This is a genomic window from Paenibacillus sp. FSL L8-0470, assembly GCF_038008625.1.
Classification (GTDB): domain Bacteria; phylum Bacillota; class Bacilli; order Paenibacillales; family Paenibacillaceae; genus Paenibacillus_AQ.
In genome coordinates, this window is the sequence record NZ_JBBOZM010000001.1 from 4,168,191 (window position 1) to 4,183,868 (window position 15,678).

15 protein-coding genes are annotated in these 15,678 nt (G+C 47.2%); 4 read left to right on the top strand and 11 right to left on the bottom strand.

Annotated features, from left to right (window positions below; genetic code table 11):
- Positions 1 to 86: 86 nt before the first annotated feature.
- Both NST99_RS18805 and NST99_RS18810 read right to left on the bottom strand, forming a co-directional pair.
- Positions 87 to 578 (bottom strand): dihydrofolate reductase, encoded by a 492-nt coding sequence (locus tag NST99_RS18805; RefSeq protein WP_038592908.1) that lies wholly within the window; start codon positions 576 to 578, stop codon positions 87 to 89.
- A 48-nt stretch (positions 579 to 626) separates the two neighbouring features.
- Positions 627 to 1,421 (bottom strand): thymidylate synthase, encoded by a 795-nt coding sequence (locus NST99_RS18810; RefSeq protein WP_341093741.1) that lies wholly within the window; start codon positions 1,419 to 1,421, stop codon positions 627 to 629.
- Between the two features lie 464 nt (positions 1,422 to 1,885).
- Here NST99_RS18810 and NST99_RS18815 point away from each other — a divergent pair, with 464 nt between their 5' ends.
- Positions 1,886 to 2,662 (top strand): alpha/beta fold hydrolase, encoded by a 777-nt coding sequence (locus NST99_RS18815; protein WP_341093742.1) that lies wholly within the window; start codon positions 1,886 to 1,888, stop codon positions 2,660 to 2,662.
- Between the two features lie 34 nt (positions 2,663 to 2,696).
- On the opposite strand, the gene NST99_RS18820 is transcribed toward NST99_RS18815, so the two are convergent.
- The 7 genes from NST99_RS18820 to pdhA form a co-directional block, all read right to left on the bottom strand.
- Positions 2,697 to 4,199, bottom strand: a complete 1,503-nt coding sequence (locus NST99_RS18820; protein ID WP_341093743.1) for an alkaline phosphatase family protein — start codon at positions 4,197 to 4,199, stop codon at positions 2,697 to 2,699.
- Positions 4,200 to 4,612: 413 nt separating this feature from the next.
- Positions 4,613 to 5,587, bottom strand: a complete 975-nt coding sequence (locus NST99_RS18825) for a S66 peptidase family protein (protein ID WP_341093744.1) — start codon at positions 5,585 to 5,587, stop codon at positions 4,613 to 4,615.
- Complete coding sequence (locus NST99_RS18830) at positions 5,559 to 6,068, bottom strand: hypothetical protein (protein WP_341093746.1); 510 nt, start codon at positions 6,066 to 6,068, stop codon at positions 5,559 to 5,561. Before NST99_RS18830 ends, NST99_RS18825 begins: the two co-directional genes overlap by 29 nt.
- Before the next feature lie 282 nt (positions 6,069 to 6,350).
- Positions 6,351 to 7,763, bottom strand: a complete 1,413-nt coding sequence (lpdA, locus tag NST99_RS18835; protein ID WP_038592917.1) for a dihydrolipoyl dehydrogenase — start codon at positions 7,761 to 7,763, stop codon at positions 6,351 to 6,353.
- 3 nt (positions 7,764 to 7,766) lie between these two features.
- The gene (locus tag NST99_RS18840) at positions 7,767 to 9,407 is read right to left on the bottom strand and encodes a 2-oxo acid dehydrogenase subunit E2 (RefSeq protein ID WP_341093747.1); all 1,641 of its coding nucleotides are present in this window, start codon (positions 9,405 to 9,407) and stop codon (positions 7,767 to 7,769) included.
- A 152-nt stretch (positions 9,408 to 9,559) separates the two neighbouring features.
- Complete coding sequence (locus tag NST99_RS18845) at positions 9,560 to 10,537, bottom strand: alpha-ketoacid dehydrogenase subunit beta (RefSeq protein WP_038592923.1); 978 nt, start codon at positions 10,535 to 10,537, stop codon at positions 9,560 to 9,562.
- Positions 10,538 to 10,552: 15 nt separating this feature from the next.
- On the bottom strand, positions 10,553 to 11,620 hold the full coding sequence (gene pdhA / locus NST99_RS18850; RefSeq protein ID WP_038592926.1) for a pyruvate dehydrogenase (acetyl-transferring) E1 component subunit alpha: 1,068 nt from the start codon (positions 11,618 to 11,620) through the stop codon (positions 10,553 to 10,555).
- A 276-nt stretch (positions 11,621 to 11,896) separates the two neighbouring features.
- On the opposite strand from pdhA, the gene NST99_RS18855 reads away from it, so the two are divergent.
- Positions 11,897 to 12,628, top strand: coding sequence for an alpha/beta hydrolase (locus NST99_RS18855; protein WP_341093749.1), 732 nt, complete (start codon positions 11,897 to 11,899; stop codon positions 12,626 to 12,628).
- A gap of 147 nt (positions 12,629 to 12,775) precedes the next feature.
- On the opposite strand, the gene NST99_RS18860 is transcribed toward NST99_RS18855, so the two are convergent.
- Complete coding sequence (locus NST99_RS18860; protein WP_341097696.1) at positions 12,776 to 13,240, bottom strand: low molecular weight protein-tyrosine-phosphatase; 465 nt, start codon at positions 13,238 to 13,240, stop codon at positions 12,776 to 12,778.
- Positions 13,241 to 13,410: 170 nt separating this feature from the next.
- Between NST99_RS18860 and NST99_RS18865 the strand changes: the two genes are divergently transcribed.
- Complete coding sequence (locus NST99_RS18865) at positions 13,411 to 14,052, top strand: thiamine diphosphokinase (RefSeq protein ID WP_341093750.1); 642 nt, start codon at positions 13,411 to 13,413, stop codon at positions 14,050 to 14,052.
- A gap of 282 nt (positions 14,053 to 14,334) precedes the next feature.
- Positions 14,335 to 14,844, top strand: a complete 510-nt coding sequence (locus NST99_RS18870; protein WP_341093751.1) for a C40 family peptidase — start codon at positions 14,335 to 14,337, stop codon at positions 14,842 to 14,844.
- Between the two features lie 42 nt (positions 14,845 to 14,886).
- On the opposite strand, the gene NST99_RS18875 is transcribed toward NST99_RS18870, so the two are convergent.
- Positions 14,887 to 15,636 carry a response regulator transcription factor gene (locus NST99_RS18875; RefSeq protein ID WP_341093752.1) on the bottom strand — a complete coding sequence of 250 codons (750 nt, stop codon included), beginning with the start codon at positions 15,634 to 15,636 and terminating at the stop codon, positions 14,887 to 14,889.
- Positions 15,637 to 15,678 lie beyond the last annotated feature (42 nt).

The following is a 15,678-nucleotide window of genomic DNA, read 5'->3' on the forward strand; positions in this document are numbered from 1 at the left end:
GCATTCTATACTTTCGCACTGTAATGGATTAATCTGCTGATTATTTGTACTATTTCACATGTTGTGTCAGAGAAAACGCTTTTTCTTCAAACCGTACGTTCATAAACATAGAATCGGTAATCATACGGATTTTTCTCATCGCGAATTCCTGGGGTGTTGGAAATCTCTGTCCACTCACTCCACTCTACCTCAGGAAATTTCGTATCGCCTTCAAACTCATGTTCAATCCGGGTCACAATCAGCTTATCGGCATACGGCAGGAACATCCGGTAGATCTCCGCACCGCCAATAATCATCAGTTCATCACCCTTGCCGCCTTCAGCCAGCGCTTCCTCCACGGTATGCACGACCTTTGCTCCCTCCGGAGCATAGCTGCGGTCCCGGGTAATAATAATACTCGTTCTGTCCTTAAGCGGCTTGCCCCCGAGCGACTCCCATGTCTTACGGCCCATTAGCATTCTTTTGCCAAAAGTTTCGGATTTAAAAAAGGCAAAATCACGCGGCAAATGCCAGGGCATATCATTGTCCTTGCCGATTACACCGTTAGCACCCATTGCCCATATCATGCTGATGCTCATATTTTAGCCCCCTTTTCAAGGAATCATCAGAAATGTATCCAACAAAGACTATATGGCCACTGGTGCTTTAATTCCCGGATGATGAACATAATCTGTAAATTCAAAATCTTCAAAGGTATAATCAAAAATACTGTCCGGCTTTGTGAGAATCTTCAGTGTAGGCAGCGCATAAGGCTCTCTGGACAACTGCTTGGCGACCTGCTCCAGATGATTTGTATAAATGTGCACATCGCCTCCGGACCAGATGAAATCACCAACCTCAAGGCCGGTCTGCTGGGCGACCATATGTGTGAGCAGGGCGTAGCTGGCAATGTTAAAAGGCAATCCCAGGAAAGTGTCCACTGAACGCATCGTCAGCATGCAGGACAACTTGCCGTCCGCAACATAGAATTGGAACACAAAATGGCAAGGCGGCAGCTTCATCTGCTCAATCTCTCCCACATTCCAGGCACTGACGATATGACGGCGGGAATCGGGATTATGTTTGATCGACTCGATCACATTCGAAATCTGATCAATAATCCGGCCGTCGGCGCTCTCCCAGGACCGCCATTGGGACCCGTATACGGGTCCCAGCTCCCCGTTCTCATCTGCCCATTCGTCCCAGATCGAAACACCGTGCTCCTTCAGATAGGAAGTGTTCGTCTCTCCTCTAAGAAACCACAGCAGTTCATAAACTACCGATTTCAAGTGAATGCGCTTGGTTGTCACCAGCGGAAAACCCTCTTGCAGATCAAAGCGGAGCTGGCGCCCAAATACGGATATCGTACCGGTACCTGTCCGGTCGCTTTTTTCCGTGCCATGATCCAATATATCCTGAAGTAAATCCAAATATTTACGCAACAGTCAGCGCTCCTCTCCTCTTTTTCTTTAATCATTTTACCATGAGCTGGCCGCCTTGCAACATGCCAAAAAAAAGGCATTATCATACTCGCCATCTTTGCTGATACATTGGGAATGGACAACATTATTTCCATGAATGAAGAGATCGGATCATCCGCAAAATAAAGACCGACATATATGAAGAACAAATTCTCAACAAGAGGCGGTGAACTGGTATGCAATGGATGCGTTCCTTTCTAGGAATGGTAAATAATCGAAGAACTATTATGTCTTCTTTATTGGCATTAGGTGTTGGAGTTACTGTTTTTGGGATTAGACAGCGGCGCAGATTAAACGGGAATGCCTGGAATCAGATGATTCAGCCTGTGCGAAGAATATTCTAAGTACAAAATTAATAACATCAAAAATAATCAGCCGGGTATCTAATAAACCGGCTGATGATAATATGAAGAAGGTGATATTCAATGCCCCGAAACTATATAAATGGATACAACATGTATTATGGAGATTGCGGAAAAGGAACAGCGATTGTATTCATTCATCCTCCGGTATTGACAAGCTTGAATTTTCAATATCAGGTGAGAAAATTGTCGGCAAATTTTCGAACGGTCGCTTTTGATATTCGGGGCCATGGTCGAAGCGAGGCTTCCAAGAAGGAAATTACCTATCCGTTAATCGTTGAGGATATCAGGCAGTTGATGGATCATTTGAAGATCGAAAAGGCATTTTTGTGCGGATACTCAACCGGCGGCTCGGTTGTACTCGATTTTATGTTAACCTGTCCCGATCGGACATTGGGAGGCATTGTGATTGGCGGAATGTCGGAAGTAAGCGACAATAGGTTAAGAAACAAAATAGCGCGCGGACGCTTCCTCTCTCAAATCGGCGCTGTCATTGCAATTGCCCTCTCCACTGCTTGGACTCAAGCGAAACCCAAGCTGTCTTTGATGCGATCAATATTTAACGATGCTAAAAAAACAAACGCCAGAAACGCTGAACAGTATTATCAATACAGTTTGAATTATAACTGTACGGCAGATTTGGGAAAGATACATCAACCCGTATTGTTGATTTATGGAGAAAAGGACACACCCTTCCACCCTTACGCCATGCTGCTGCAAGAACGACTGCCTGTAAGTGAGCTTGTTTTTATCAAAAACACCAAACACCAAATTCCTACAAAAGCAGCGGGTAAATTGAACGTGCTAATCGAGCAGTTTATTCATCGCTGCGGGCAATGATATAGGAAAGCATTTGAAATAACCTGCAGTACATCTACTCCGTTCTCTTTGTCAAAAGGTTAAGCAAATAAGCTTTTAAATCGATAATTCGTAAATAGTCAGGTTTTTGATCCGTTCCGGCGATGATCAAGGGAACAAGCGATTCCATTTTACGAATGGAACCGTGCCCGCCGCCACCCTTATGCGTTGGAGAACTTCTGTCCGCCAATTCATATCCCGGTTTTGCTGTGACCACCAAAAATTCCCCTTGATGTGAATGGAGCGCACCTGACAACCGCTTCAGCACATCGGGATACTCATCATAATTCAGTGAATGAGCAGCAGCGTTTACCTTGATATCCAGTACCTCACTGTTCTGTTCGACCGTCCATGATTGTCCATAAGCATCAGTCAGATTGCCTTTGGCTTTGAACTTGAGCTGTTTGACTGTTGATCCCTGAATTACGTAAATCCAATCCTTTTCTTTCCAAGCAATAAAATCGATACGCGGGTCATTCTTCAGTACATTTGCCACATCTCTAAGGGAACGATCCGCTTTTAATGAATACACATAGGCCATGGTTTCATTGACTGCGAGAATGATTTCGGTCTCCTTTGTTACGGGTTCACCCGGACGTAAAACTTGGGCATCTCCAAACAAAGAAGGCAGATCGATTACCGGATTTTGTTCAGCAGGCAGAATTTGAGTCATTCCACTGTCCCCTACAATGATGATAATCGCATCCTGCAAAGCTTTTTCCGGCGAACCGAATGTTTCCATCAGAGACTGAAGCTGTTGATCCAACTTTCTAACCCCATTTAACTCCGTAGGGCCTTGCTTGTGCAGCTTACGGTCCATATCGGGCAAATATACAAATAAAAAATCCGGCAATGTCTTGTTTTTAATCAAATATTTCACGGCTTCTATAGCGAAATTATTATTAATCCCCATCCGGTTTATCACACTATCGGGCAAATTTTTTATACCTTCAAACGGATTAGACAACGAACCCAAGGAGAAAAAATCCGGACCTTTCACCTGAATTTCTTTCGGCAAAGAGGCAGCGCCTTGAATCCAGCCAGGAATCGACAACTTATGATCGGAAGCCCCCCGGTAAATCAAGCCATTTATCGATCCGGACTTTAAGTCCAGCCGGGCTAAATCTTCATAGATCGTGGGTAAATTCCGGTTTAAGTGACTCCCGTTTAAATGGATTAGCGCATCGGTTAAAACCGGGTGAATTCCGTGTCCGAGCACTTCCAGCGGCCCGGTCCCGTAATTGATTATTTTCTTGTTGTCCGCAGAATACCAGGTCAGACCCGGTACACGGTGAACATCCGGATACTTTCCGGTGAGCAACGAACTGTCGATCGTGACGGACATCGTGGGAAAAGAACTGACGAGGTCTTTATAATATTGCCCGTGATCGATCAGGAATTTAAAGGCGGGAAGCTCTTGCTTTCTGATTCCTTGGTCGATTGCCTGAGCCATTAAAGAGTCCGCAACAAATAAAATGACTTTCTTCGTATTTTCTTCATTTGCTGATTTTATCCTCATTAAATCCGTTTCTTTAGGTTTCGGATTTTGGCATCCAAAAACCAGGATAAAGATAAGCATCGCCGGCAAAATTCGATTCCACTTTTTTCGCATAACAGATCACCTACTTAATATACATTTTGTCGCGGAGATCTAAATGTTATTCAAGGGATATATTGGATTTCAGCTCGCAACCGGAGCAAACTGTTCCATAAAGCTGATCAGATACCGGATCAAACCGTAGATCTCATTTTCATCATTGCGGTACTGCACCATATTCCCGGACGAACTAATTATCGGCTGATCCAGCCAAACTCTATGCTGTACGCCAAGCCTCTATCACGAATCTGACGGCCTCAGAAGAATAGGGCAAGCTATACTTGGGATATCGCAAGGCATTGGAATATACGATATAGTCATGGTTTTGGCCTTTTTTATTCACTAATCCTCAGTTCTACTTTTTGTGACGTTGCCTTTAACACAGCCCTTCCTCCTACTGGAAAAGTAATTATTGGCGAGGTATGCCCAAAGTTCACATCGGCGATGACAGGGAGTTGTGCCAGCTCCTTTTTGGTGTTGATAATTGTACGCAGTGACTCCTGTGTCACTCGTGATGCTCTTTGAAATCTGCCTATCACAATCCCTTTGGCCAGTGCGAAGCCGGGCTGAAGAAGCAGCGACTGCAGATCGCGGTCAAAGTTCCCCGGGCGGGATTCATAGTCATCTTCCACAAAAAGAATCGCGTCCTTCAGGCTGGGCATATACTCTGTCCCCTGCAGCAGATTCAGTGTGCATAGATTACCACCAATTATAATGCCTTCCGCATAACCTTCGTGAATGGCATAAGGCCCGGCGTTTGCTTCGAATACACGATTTTCCTGATCTAAGAACCAGGCATCATCGCTCCACTGCACCGAAGGCAGCACATCCACTTCTTCATCTTCCATCATCATTTTGACAAAATAATCTACAGTGTATTCAATCCCGTGACGCATGGACAGTGTAGAGAAATGAGGACCGGAGTAGGTGATCAGTCCTGTTTTGGCATAAATGGCATTCTGCAGCACCGTAATGTCGGAATAGCCGCATAACCGTTTGGGATTTGCTGCAATCAAGCCGAAATCCAGCCCCCGCAGCAGCTGGTTGCAATTGAAGCCACCAAGCGTCGTCAATATCCCTTTTACCGCAGGGTCGCTGAACGCGCTGTGGAGATCCTCAAGTCTGGAGTCCACCGAAGACGAATCGGAGTCATCTCTTTCATAAGCATGCTTGGAAAAAGAAACGGTAAACCCAAAAGCCTCCAATTTCTTTGTTGCTGCCACGATTTGCTCTTCTGCTATAACCCCTAAGCTCATGGAAGGTGAAATAATCCGGATTTCATCACCGGCTTGCAGTTTTGCTGGCTTCATAGTCTTCACTCCCCTTGTACTTGATTTGCTCCAGCAGCAGATCTGTAAGGTCATTTACAGGCAGCGTACCGTCTGCCACATAGTCGGATGAGGGGAGAACGGTATGAAGCATTGCCAAGTATGCCTCCCGGCCTCCACGCAGGTATCCTTCCATCTCCCGGGTCACATCGCTGCTTGCGGAATCTTTATAATCTCGGATGAATCTTCTGGCCATAGCCACATCAAGCGGAGTGTCGATAAATATAGCAAAATCAATAAGCCGGCTTAGTTCATTATGTACATAGGCGAAAGGATAATCGAGTAAAATATACTCCGGCCGGTCCGCTCGGGCAAGCAGCCCTTTCAGGTCAGCCACCAGGGGCTCAAGCTTCCACTCGTTATAGTCTGCCCCACGTTCCATCCACCGGTCAAACTCATCAGGCCAAGGGAAATCATAGTCATCAAAAAACAAAGCAGCCGAGTTCACCAGCCGCTCCTGCAAGATTCTGACGGCAGTCGTTTTGCCGCCCCCTGAGACGGCTGCTATGGCGATAACACAAGTTCTGTGTGTAATGTTCCTCTCCTCCTTATTTACCCGCTTACGATGAAAGGACAGCTGTATAGGCCCGTTTCTTTCTTGATCTTACCACAAGTAGTTTCGGCTGCCATCTGAATAACTATATGTAATGCGTTAAAAAAAGAGGATGTCTACCAAGCCATTTGCATGGCTCGGCGGACATCCTCTTATTGTTGTCTGCCGAAGCAGTCTATAATTTATAATTTATTATTTAATTACGTGAATTGGGTGGCCTTCCACAAGCTCAGCCGCTTCCATGACGATTTCGCCAAGGGTTGGATGCGCGTGGATTGTCAATGCGATGTCTTCGAGCGTAGCGCCCATTTCAATCGCCAGACCCAGTTCAGCAATCAGGTTGGAAGCTTCGATACCCACAATTTGTGCGCCCAATACGAGGTTGTTCTCGCTGTTTGCCACAATCTTGATAAAGCCATCCGGAGCGTTCAAGGAAACTGCACGGCCATTACCTGCGAACGGGAATTTGCCGGCTTTTACTTTGTAGCCCTTATCCTTCGCTTCTTTCTCGGTCAGACCCACACTGGAGCATTCTGGATCGGTGAACACAACAGCCGGGATGACTTTGTAGTCAACAACGGATTTGTGTCCTGAGATCGCTTCAGCAGCAATTTTGCCTTCGTAAGAAGCTTTGTGTGCCAGAGCAAGGCCTGGAACAATATCGCCGATTGCATAGATGTTAGGAATGTTGGTACGGCCCTGATGGTCAACTTTGATCAAGCCGCGCTCGTCAAGTTCCATACCGATCAGATCCAATCCCAGCTCGCCATCCGTATTTGGACGACGTCCTACAGTTACAAGCAGGTAATCCGCAGTAATTTCCTTGGACTCGCCGCCCACGGAGTATTTCACGGTTACTTCCTTGTCGTTCTGTACAGCACTTTCCGCTTTGGCATTAGTAACAATCTCAATCCCAGTCTTCGCCATGTTCTTGGCAACCAGACGGGTCATATCCTTGTCAAAGCCAGGCAGAACTGTATCCAGACCTTCAATGATGGTTACTTTAGTGCCAAATTTGGAGTACATTTGGCCAAGCTCGGCTCCGATGTAGCCGCCGCCGATAACGATCATGCTCTTCGGAATTTCCGGAAGATCAAGCGCTTCGGTCGAAGACAGAATACGTCCGCCAAATGGGAAAGGCTTCAGTTCGATCGGACGGGAACCTGTAGCAATGATACAGTTGTTGAATTTGTAGCGGGGAGATTCATGTTCATTGAACAAACGGGCTTCGTTTGTATTGATGAACATAGCTTCACCGCTGAATACTTCAATTTTGTTGCCCTTCATCAAACCGGTTACGCCGGTTGTCATTCTTTTGACAACGCCGTTTTTGAATTCCTGTGTTTTTGCCCAGTCCACTTTGACGTTCTCGGCAGTGACACCGAAAACTTCACCGTGCTGTGCAGCTTCGAATTGATGGGCTGCAGAGATCAGAGCCTTGGAAGGAATACATCCGCGGTTCAGACATACACCGCCGAGTTCCGATTTATCCACAATCAGAACCTTCTGGCCGAGCTGGGCGGCACGAATTGCCGCCACATACCCGCCGGGACCTGCACCAATTACCAATGTGTCGATTTCGATTGAAGCGTCTCCGACTACCATTAATTACACCTCCATAACTAACATATCAGGATTTGCGAGCAGGGTCTTAATATAATTCATGAAGTTCTGTGCTGTTGCACCGTCGATGATGCGGTGGTCAAAGCTCAGGGACAGCGCCATAACAGGAGCGGCTACGATTTCGCCGTTCTTCACAACTGGTTTCTCAGTGATACGTCCAGTACCGAGGATCGCCACTTCAGGGAAGTTGATGATCGGTGTAAAGAACATACCGCCAGCGGAACCGATGTTGCTGATGGAGATTGTGCTGCCTCTCATTTCGTTAGCTGCCAACTTACCGTCACGTCCACGCACAGCCAGATCGGTAATGCTGCTGGCAATCATCCAGATGCTCTTACGGTCAGCATCCTTGATAACCGGAACGATCAAACCGTTGTCTGTATCTGTAGCGATACCGATATTGTAGTATTTCTTGTAGACAATTTCATTGGACTCTTCATCAATCATGGCGTTAAGCGCCGGGAATTGACGGGAAGCGGCCACGAGTGCTTTGACGATAAACGGAAGATAGGTCACCTTCACGCCTTTCTTCTCAGCAACTGGTTTCATACGGGCACGGAAAGCTACCAGCTCGGTAACATCCACTTCGTCCATGATGGTAACGTGAGGCGCAGTGTATGCAGATTTAACCATCGCATTGGAGATCGCTTTACGGATACCCTTGAATGGAACGCGCTCTTCTTCAAGGCTTACATTGCCGGATGCTGCTGGTGCAGCTTCTTTGGCCTTGGCTTTTGGTGCTTCCGATGCTGCTGGTGCAGCAGCAGGTGCAACTGCTGCCGGTGCAGCGGAGCCGCCTTTCAGGAAGGCTTCAACATCTTCATGAGTGATCTTGCCGTTCTTGCCGGAGCCGTTCACCTTGGAGATGTCAACACTCTGCTCACGGGCAAACTTGCGCACACTTGGCGTAGCAAGTACATCGCGGTTTGGAGCAGGAACCGCTGCTGGTGCAGCTGCTGCCGGTGCGGATTCTTGAGCAGCCGGAGCTTCAGCGTGGCCGCCTTCCTGCTGTGGAACTTCGCCTTCTGCAGCAATGATCGCTACAACTTCGCCCACACGGCATACCTGTCCGTCCTTCACACGTACTTCAAGCACTGTGCCGTTAACAGGGCAGGGCACTTCTACTACAGCTTTGTCATTCTGTACTTCCATTACGATATCGTCATCGGTTACTTTGTCGCCGACTTTGATATGCATCTTTATAATTTCGCCTTCATGCAGACCTTCGCCCAGTTCAGGGAACCGGTATTCAAAGTTTACAGCGCCGCCAGTTGCAGGGCTGCTGGTTGCCGGAGAAGACTTAGTGTCAGCTCCGCCTTTGGCTGCATCTGCTTCTTGAGTAGCCTGTGCTTCCGTATGGCCGCCCTCCTGCTCAGGAACATCGCCTTCTGCATCAATAATTGCCACTACTTCGCCTACGCGGCAGACTTGACCGTCTTTGGTGAAGACTTCAAGCACTGTACCGTTGACCGGACAAGGAACTTCTACAACTGCCTTGTCATTCTGTACTTCCATTACGATATCGTCATCGGTTACTTTATCGCCGGCTTTGATATGCATTTTGATAATTTCGCCTTCATGCAGACCTTCGCCCAGCTCAGGGAACCGGTACTCAAATTTTGCCACCTTGATAACCTCCTAATAGTTATATAGCCGATGCTTCTTCAACTAACTTCTCAGAAACTCGCTTCAAAAACATCCGCTTAGTTTGTGAATACCTCAAAAGCAAATCAGAAACGGGTGCCGCCCTTTTACAAGGACGGCAAGGACGTTTCTTCTTAGAATTCCATAACTTTCTTAACAGCTGCAACTACGCGTGCTGGTGTAGGAATCCAACTATCCTCGATTTGCGCGAACGGATAAATGGTGTCCGGACCGGCAACACGAAGCACTGGCGCTTCCAGATGAAGAATAGCTTTTTCATTGATTTGTGCGATTACCTCTGCAGCCACACCGGAGCTCTTTTGCGCTTCTTGCACAACGATCGCACGGTTTGTCTTCTTCACAGAAGCAACGATGGTATCAATATCAATCGGGCTAACCGTACGCAGATCGATAATTTCAGCCTTGATGCCTTCCTTTTCCAGCTGATCGGCCGCTTTGGTAGCAGTATGTACCATTAGACCGTAAGAGATAATTGTAACATCCGAACCTTCGCGGACAACATTTGCTTTGCCCAGCTCGACGGTATATTCACCTTCAGGCACTTCTGCACGGAATGCATGGTACAGGTTCAAGTGCTCCATGAAAAATACCGGGTCATTATCACGGATCGAGGCAATCAGAAGTCCCTTTGCATCGTATGGATTGGAAGGAATAACCACTTTGATCCCCGGGCTTTGAGCGATCAGGCCTTCGAGGGAATCGGTATGCAGTTCAGCCGCTTTTACGCCGCCGCCAAATGGAGTACGGAATACTACAGGAGCATTGAATCTGCCCCCCGAACGCCAGCGCAGGCGTGCAGCCTGAACGACGATTTGATCGAGTGCTTCAAAGATGAAACCAACAAACTGGATTTCAGCAATCGGACGGAATCCTTGCACGCCCAGACCAAAAGCCAGACCGCCGATGGCGGATTCAGCAAGCGGAGTATCAAAAACACGATCTTCGCCAAATTCTTTTTGCAGCCCTTCCGTTACACGGAAGACGCCCCCTACATTCCCTACATCCTCACCGAAGATAAGAACGTTAGGGTCACGGTTCAGTTCAACGCGCATTGCGTCACGAATTGCTTCTTTCATATTCATTTGTGCCATTGCCTGATATCCCCCTTATTCAAAATCGGCTTTTTGTTCTTCCAGATGTTTCGGAGTTACCTCGAACATGCTGTCGATCAAGCCAGGAACGGTCATTTTTTCGGTTTGCTCTGCTTTTTTAATCTGCTCGTTAACAGTCGCTTTCGCTTCTTCTCTTACGCGCAGCGTATCTTCTTCGGTCCAGAGGCCTTTCTTCTCCAAATACTTGGCAAGACGGGCAATCGGGTCCTTCTCGTTCCATTGTCCTTCTTCTTCTTTGGAACGGTATTTGCTGGCGTCGTCGGAAAGGGAATGCGGACGGAAACGGTAAGTCACAGCTTCAATCAGCGTAGCTCCTTCGCCTTTGCGTGCGCGTTCTGCAGCTTCCTGCACCGCGGAGATTACTGCAAAGACGTCCATGCCGTCGATCTTAATACCGGGAATACCAGCTGCTACTGCTTTATGTGCGATGGATTTGGCAGCCGTTTGCTTCGCGAACGGAGTCGTAATCGCATAGCCGTTATTTTGAACAAAGAAGATTACCGGCAATTTGAAGCGTCCGGCAAAGTTAAGACCTTCATAGAAGTCGCCTTCAGAAGAACCGCCGTCACCAGTGTAAGTAATAGCAACGTTTTGTTGTTTCTTCAATTTGAAGCCCATTGCAATTCCGGTAGCGTGCAGAATTTGTGCACCGATGATAATCTGAGGCATAAGAACATTTACACCTTCAGGAATCTCACCGCCATGTTGATGGCCGCGGGAATATAGGAAAGCCTGGTATAATGGAAGTCCATGCCATACCAGCTGCGGAATGTCACGGTAGCCAGGGCATACGAAATCTTCTTTCTGCAGGGCGTATTCACTGCCCACCATGGTTGCTTCTTGTCCGGATACCGGCGCGTAGAATCCCAGGCGGCCTTGACGGCCCAAGTTGACCGCACGGTCATCCCAAGTACGGGTAAATACCATACGATACATGATTTCTTTCAATTGATCATCGGTAAGTGTAGGCATCTTATCCTTGTTGATAACTTCTCCATCCGGGGAAAGTACCGAAAGGGCCTCTACGTCCTCTGTATACACTTCATAAGGAACTCTAGTCATCATTTTCACCTCAATAAAAAAATTTGAATACCATTTGAATATCAGTGGCCTCTGTTATAGAATTATTATACACCTGTTTTATCTGTTTCGTCAAAGAAATACGCATAAAATTTATGTTTTCATAAATTTTGTATGTATAACAGGTTGATAAATATCCTATAACAGATTAGGGTTTTTTAAGCAAGTAAATGATTAATGCCACATTTACCGCTTGGGTAATTTTAACGCACCGCTACGTTTAATGCAAAATCCGACAAGAAAGGTGACGATTCAGCTATGAGCGAACCTGTTTTTCTGAAACGTACAATTATTAAGCAAACATTATGGAGCGAATTTCTCCAGGAAGAACGCAGGCTGCGCATTTATCTCCCCCCCGGTTATAACGAAGTCCTCAGTTATCCGGTAGTGTACTGCCAGGATGGGGAGGAGTTCTTCAACTTCGGCCGCATCGCTACTCTTGCCGGGCAGCTGATTGTGGAAGAAGATGTGGAACCTTTCATTATTGTTGGAGTGGAAGTAAATGTCCCCGTGCGAACACAGGAGTACGCCCCCTTTGGCAGCAGGTTTAAGCAATACCTGTCTTGCTTTGCCGAAGAGATTATTCCCTTCATTGAACATAATTATCCGGTTCGCCGCACCCCTGATGAGCGGATCATCGCCGGAGACTCCTTGGGCGGCAGTGTTTCTCTGCATTTGGCACTGGCATATCCCGGGCTTTTCACCCGTGTCCTTAGTCTTTCCGGTGCATATTATCCGGAGTCACGCGAAATCATTGAGCAGGAAGAGGACCTCTCCTGGCTTACTATTAATATGGTAGTAGGACTGCAAGAAACTGAATACCAGACGGATACCGGAGTTTACGATTTCGTGCAGATGAACAGGGATACCAAGGCTTTGCTGGAATCGCGGGGCGCTACAGTATCCTACCGCGAAAAAGACGGGCGTCATCTCTGGGGATTTTGGCAAAAAGAGCTCCCAGAATCATTACTCTATTTCTTTAACTCATGAAACAGGTAAAATGGGCAAAATAGTGAACATACTGCGAACATATGTATGTTTGCCAACTGATTACGCTTTCAAATCATGACGGGCATTACGGTGCCCTTCCTTTTTTTGCAAGGGCGCCAACCGATATTCTGGAATGTGGCGCCCTGTCTAGAGCTTCTCTGCAATAATCCGCTCCAGCAGTACATCACAGCCGGCACTGATCAGATCATAGACCTGCTCGAAGTTACCGGTGAAATAAGGGTCTGGAACCTCGCGAAGCTCTTCATCCGGCAGCAAATCCATGAAGAACAGCAGCTCAGCGTCCTTCCCCCCGGGAAGCTTGCGGACATTCTCCGCATTCGACTTGTCCATGCACACTATATATTGAAACTTTTCAAAATCACCGCTGCTAACCAGGCGAGCTGTCATATTCTCATAGCTGATTCCCCACTGATCGAGAATACGGCGGGTTCCTTCATGCGGTGCTTTGCCAATATGCCAGTCACCAGTACCGGCAGAATCCACCGAGATTCTATCGGATAGCTTGCGTTCACCAATTTTATGGCGGAGCACCGCTTCTGCCATAGGCGAGCGGCAAATATTGCCCAGACAAACGAATAATACACTTACGATTTCTCTCACCTCCTGCAATTGTTTCCTCAGTTATTTAATCTGCACATTTCATAAACGAAACGTACTCTATTCATTTTAGCGTTGTCCGCATCAATTGTACAACTTTTCAATCTGCATTATACTTGGTCAGGATGACAAACTATATAGCAGATTTAAAGGAGGGGATTGTATTGCCATCCAAACGTGTTGTTATCTTTGCCGGCGGCGAGCTGTCAGAGGAGTTTTTACTTCTATTAGATGAAGAAGATTTTATTATCGGCGCTGACCGTGGTGCCTTGTTTCTAATATCCCATGGGTATACACCCGACATTGCCGTTGGCGATTTCGACTCTGTCTCCCCGGAAGCCCTGCAGCAGATTGAGGCAGGAAGCAAAAAAACTATCACTTGTGACCCTGTGGACAAGGATTTGACCGACAGCGAGATGGCACTTGAACTTGCACTCAACACCCAGCCCGAGTCGATTCTGCTGATCGGTGTGACCGGCACACGGATGGACCATACACTGGCCGGGATCCAGATGATGACAAGAGCACTACAGCGCCAGGTAAGCTGCTCTGTGATGGATACTCATAATTATATCACCCTGACCGGTTCACAGGCGCTGGTGCATGAGCGGGGGTATACTTATGTCTCTTTACTTCCTCTGACTCCTGAAGTTACAGGGATTACACTTCAAGGTTTCCAATACCCGCTTACCGATGCCACGCTTAAGCTTGGCCAGTCTCTTGCTGTAAGCAACCGTCTGTTAGAGGGGTGCGGAACAGTTACTATTGAGAGCGGTCTGCTGCTGATTATTCAGAGTAAAGATTGATTTACATATGAATTTGGAGACATCGTTGTAACCTTTGTTTCAAAACGAAAAAGCCGGGATAACCCTTGTCACAACAGGGTTTTCCGGCTTTTTTATATCGAGATAACCGTCAAATATTAATATTTTGTAACTTTTAATGCGATTTTAATAAAACGCTTACAACCCATACCCAGCTTGGTTTTGAACCCTCTGTTCCATATTTTAGGGCATGTATAACCTGCTATACTACGAAACAGAGAAAGACGAATGAAAGATAGATACAAACCTGGGAGGTATTACAACATGAAAAAGCAACAATGGTTTAAGCAAGCAATCGTCGTAGGAATGTGCACCACAATTGGCCTGAGTACACTGATGGTGACAGGAGCCGGTACAGCACCCGTTGCTGCTGCATCCGTGACGTCGTCCTCTACTGGACAAAAGGTTGTTAATTTCGGTAAAAACTATCTGGGTACCCGTTATCAGTTCGGCGCATCCACTTCTACTACCAGATATTTTGACTGCTCTTCCTTTACCAAATACATTTTCGCCAAATATGGCGTCAATCTGCCGCGCACATCTGCAGCGCAATCGAAAGTCGGAACTTATGTTTCCAAAGCTAACCTTCGTCCAGGCGATCTGGTATTTTTCTCCAGCGGCAGCAGAGCTAACGGCAGAAACGTAACTCACGTAGCTGTATATGCAGGAAATGGCAAGATTCTTCACACTTATGGCTCTCCGGGTGTAACGATTTCGGATTTGAACTCCGGAAACTGGAAAAGAACCTACCTCAAAGCCCGTCGCGTACTGTAGTTTTCTATTAAATATTTTTTAGCGCTTACTCTGCACCGGAAGTCACTCCGTCTCTCCCCCTTCCGGTGCGCGCATTACATATCCGGTTCCACGTACGGTATGAATCAGCTTATTCCGATGGCCCTTGTCCACTTTCAACCGGATATGCCGGATGTAGACATCTACTACATTCGTATCCGCTTGAAAATGGTATCCCCAGACATGCTTTAGAATCTCGCCGCGGGGACAGATTTCCCCCAAATGCACGGCGAGGTAATACAGCAGATCAAATTCTTTGGGGGTCAGTGTAAGGGAATTTCCGTCCCGGCTAACCAGCCTGCGGCTGGGGTCCAGCACCAGTCCATCGACCTTAAGCCTTGTCTCATGGCCCCTCCGGTGTCCGGTGAGCCATAACAGATTCATTACCCTGCATTTGAACTCGCCTGCATGAAGCGGCTTCTTCAAGTATTCATTGCCGCCCGCCTCAAAAGCCGCAACTACCTCTCCTTCCGAATTGCCGCTGGATATGACTACTACTGGCAGAAACACGCCGCGTTCTCTAAGATCCGCTATAATTTCCCATCCCTCCCATCCTCGGGCGTCGTACAGCTCCGTTAAGAGCAGTACGGGCTCCACTCTGGACAGCATTAAGCGAAGATCCTCAAGATCTTCGCTTAATGCTGTTTGCAGTCCAAGCTCATGCAGAGTGAGCTCAATGAATTGATGCTCCTCTTCCCTCCTGGTTCTGTCTTCCGCAGATTCTTTACTGCCAAGGATTGCCCCGGGCGCAAACCATACGACTACCTCATTCATGGACATCCCCGCCTCACTCATCGTTCGATAGCGGCCGTGCAG

Excerpts from the sequence above, each read along its gene's own strand:
- NST99_RS18845 (WP_038592923.1), bottom strand. The coding sequence starts at position 10,537 with ATGGCACAAATGAATATGAAAGAAGCAATTCGTGACGCAATGCGCGTT.
- lpdA (WP_038592917.1), bottom strand. The coding sequence starts at position 7,763 with ATGGTAGTCGGAGACGCTTCAATCGAAATCGACACATTGGTAATTGGT.
- NST99_RS18825 (WP_341093744.1), bottom strand. The coding sequence starts at position 5,587 with ATGAAGCCAGCAAAACTGCAAGCCGGTGATGAAATCCGGATTATTTCA.
- NST99_RS18875 (WP_341093752.1), bottom strand. The coding sequence starts at position 15,636 with ATGAATGAGGTAGTCGTATGGTTTGCGCCCGGGGCAATCCTTGGCAGT.
- NST99_RS18820 (WP_341093743.1), bottom strand. The coding sequence starts at position 4,199 with ATGAGGATAAAATCAGCAAATGAAGAAAATACGAAGAAAGTCATTTTA.
- NST99_RS18805 (WP_038592908.1), bottom strand. The coding sequence starts at position 578 with ATGAGCATCAGCATGATATGGGCAATGGGTGCTAACGGTGTAATCGGC.
- NST99_RS18815 (WP_341093742.1), top strand. The coding sequence starts at position 1,886 with ATGCCCCGAAACTATATAAATGGATACAACATGTATTATGGAGATTGC.
- NST99_RS18855 (WP_341093749.1), top strand. The coding sequence starts at position 11,897 with ATGAGCGAACCTGTTTTTCTGAAACGTACAATTATTAAGCAAACATTA.
- NST99_RS18870 (WP_341093751.1), top strand. The coding sequence starts at position 14,335 with ATGAAAAAGCAACAATGGTTTAAGCAAGCAATCGTCGTAGGAATGTGC.
- pdhA (WP_038592926.1), bottom strand. The coding sequence starts at position 11,620 with ATGACTAGAGTTCCTTATGAAGTGTATACAGAGGACGTAGAGGCCCTT.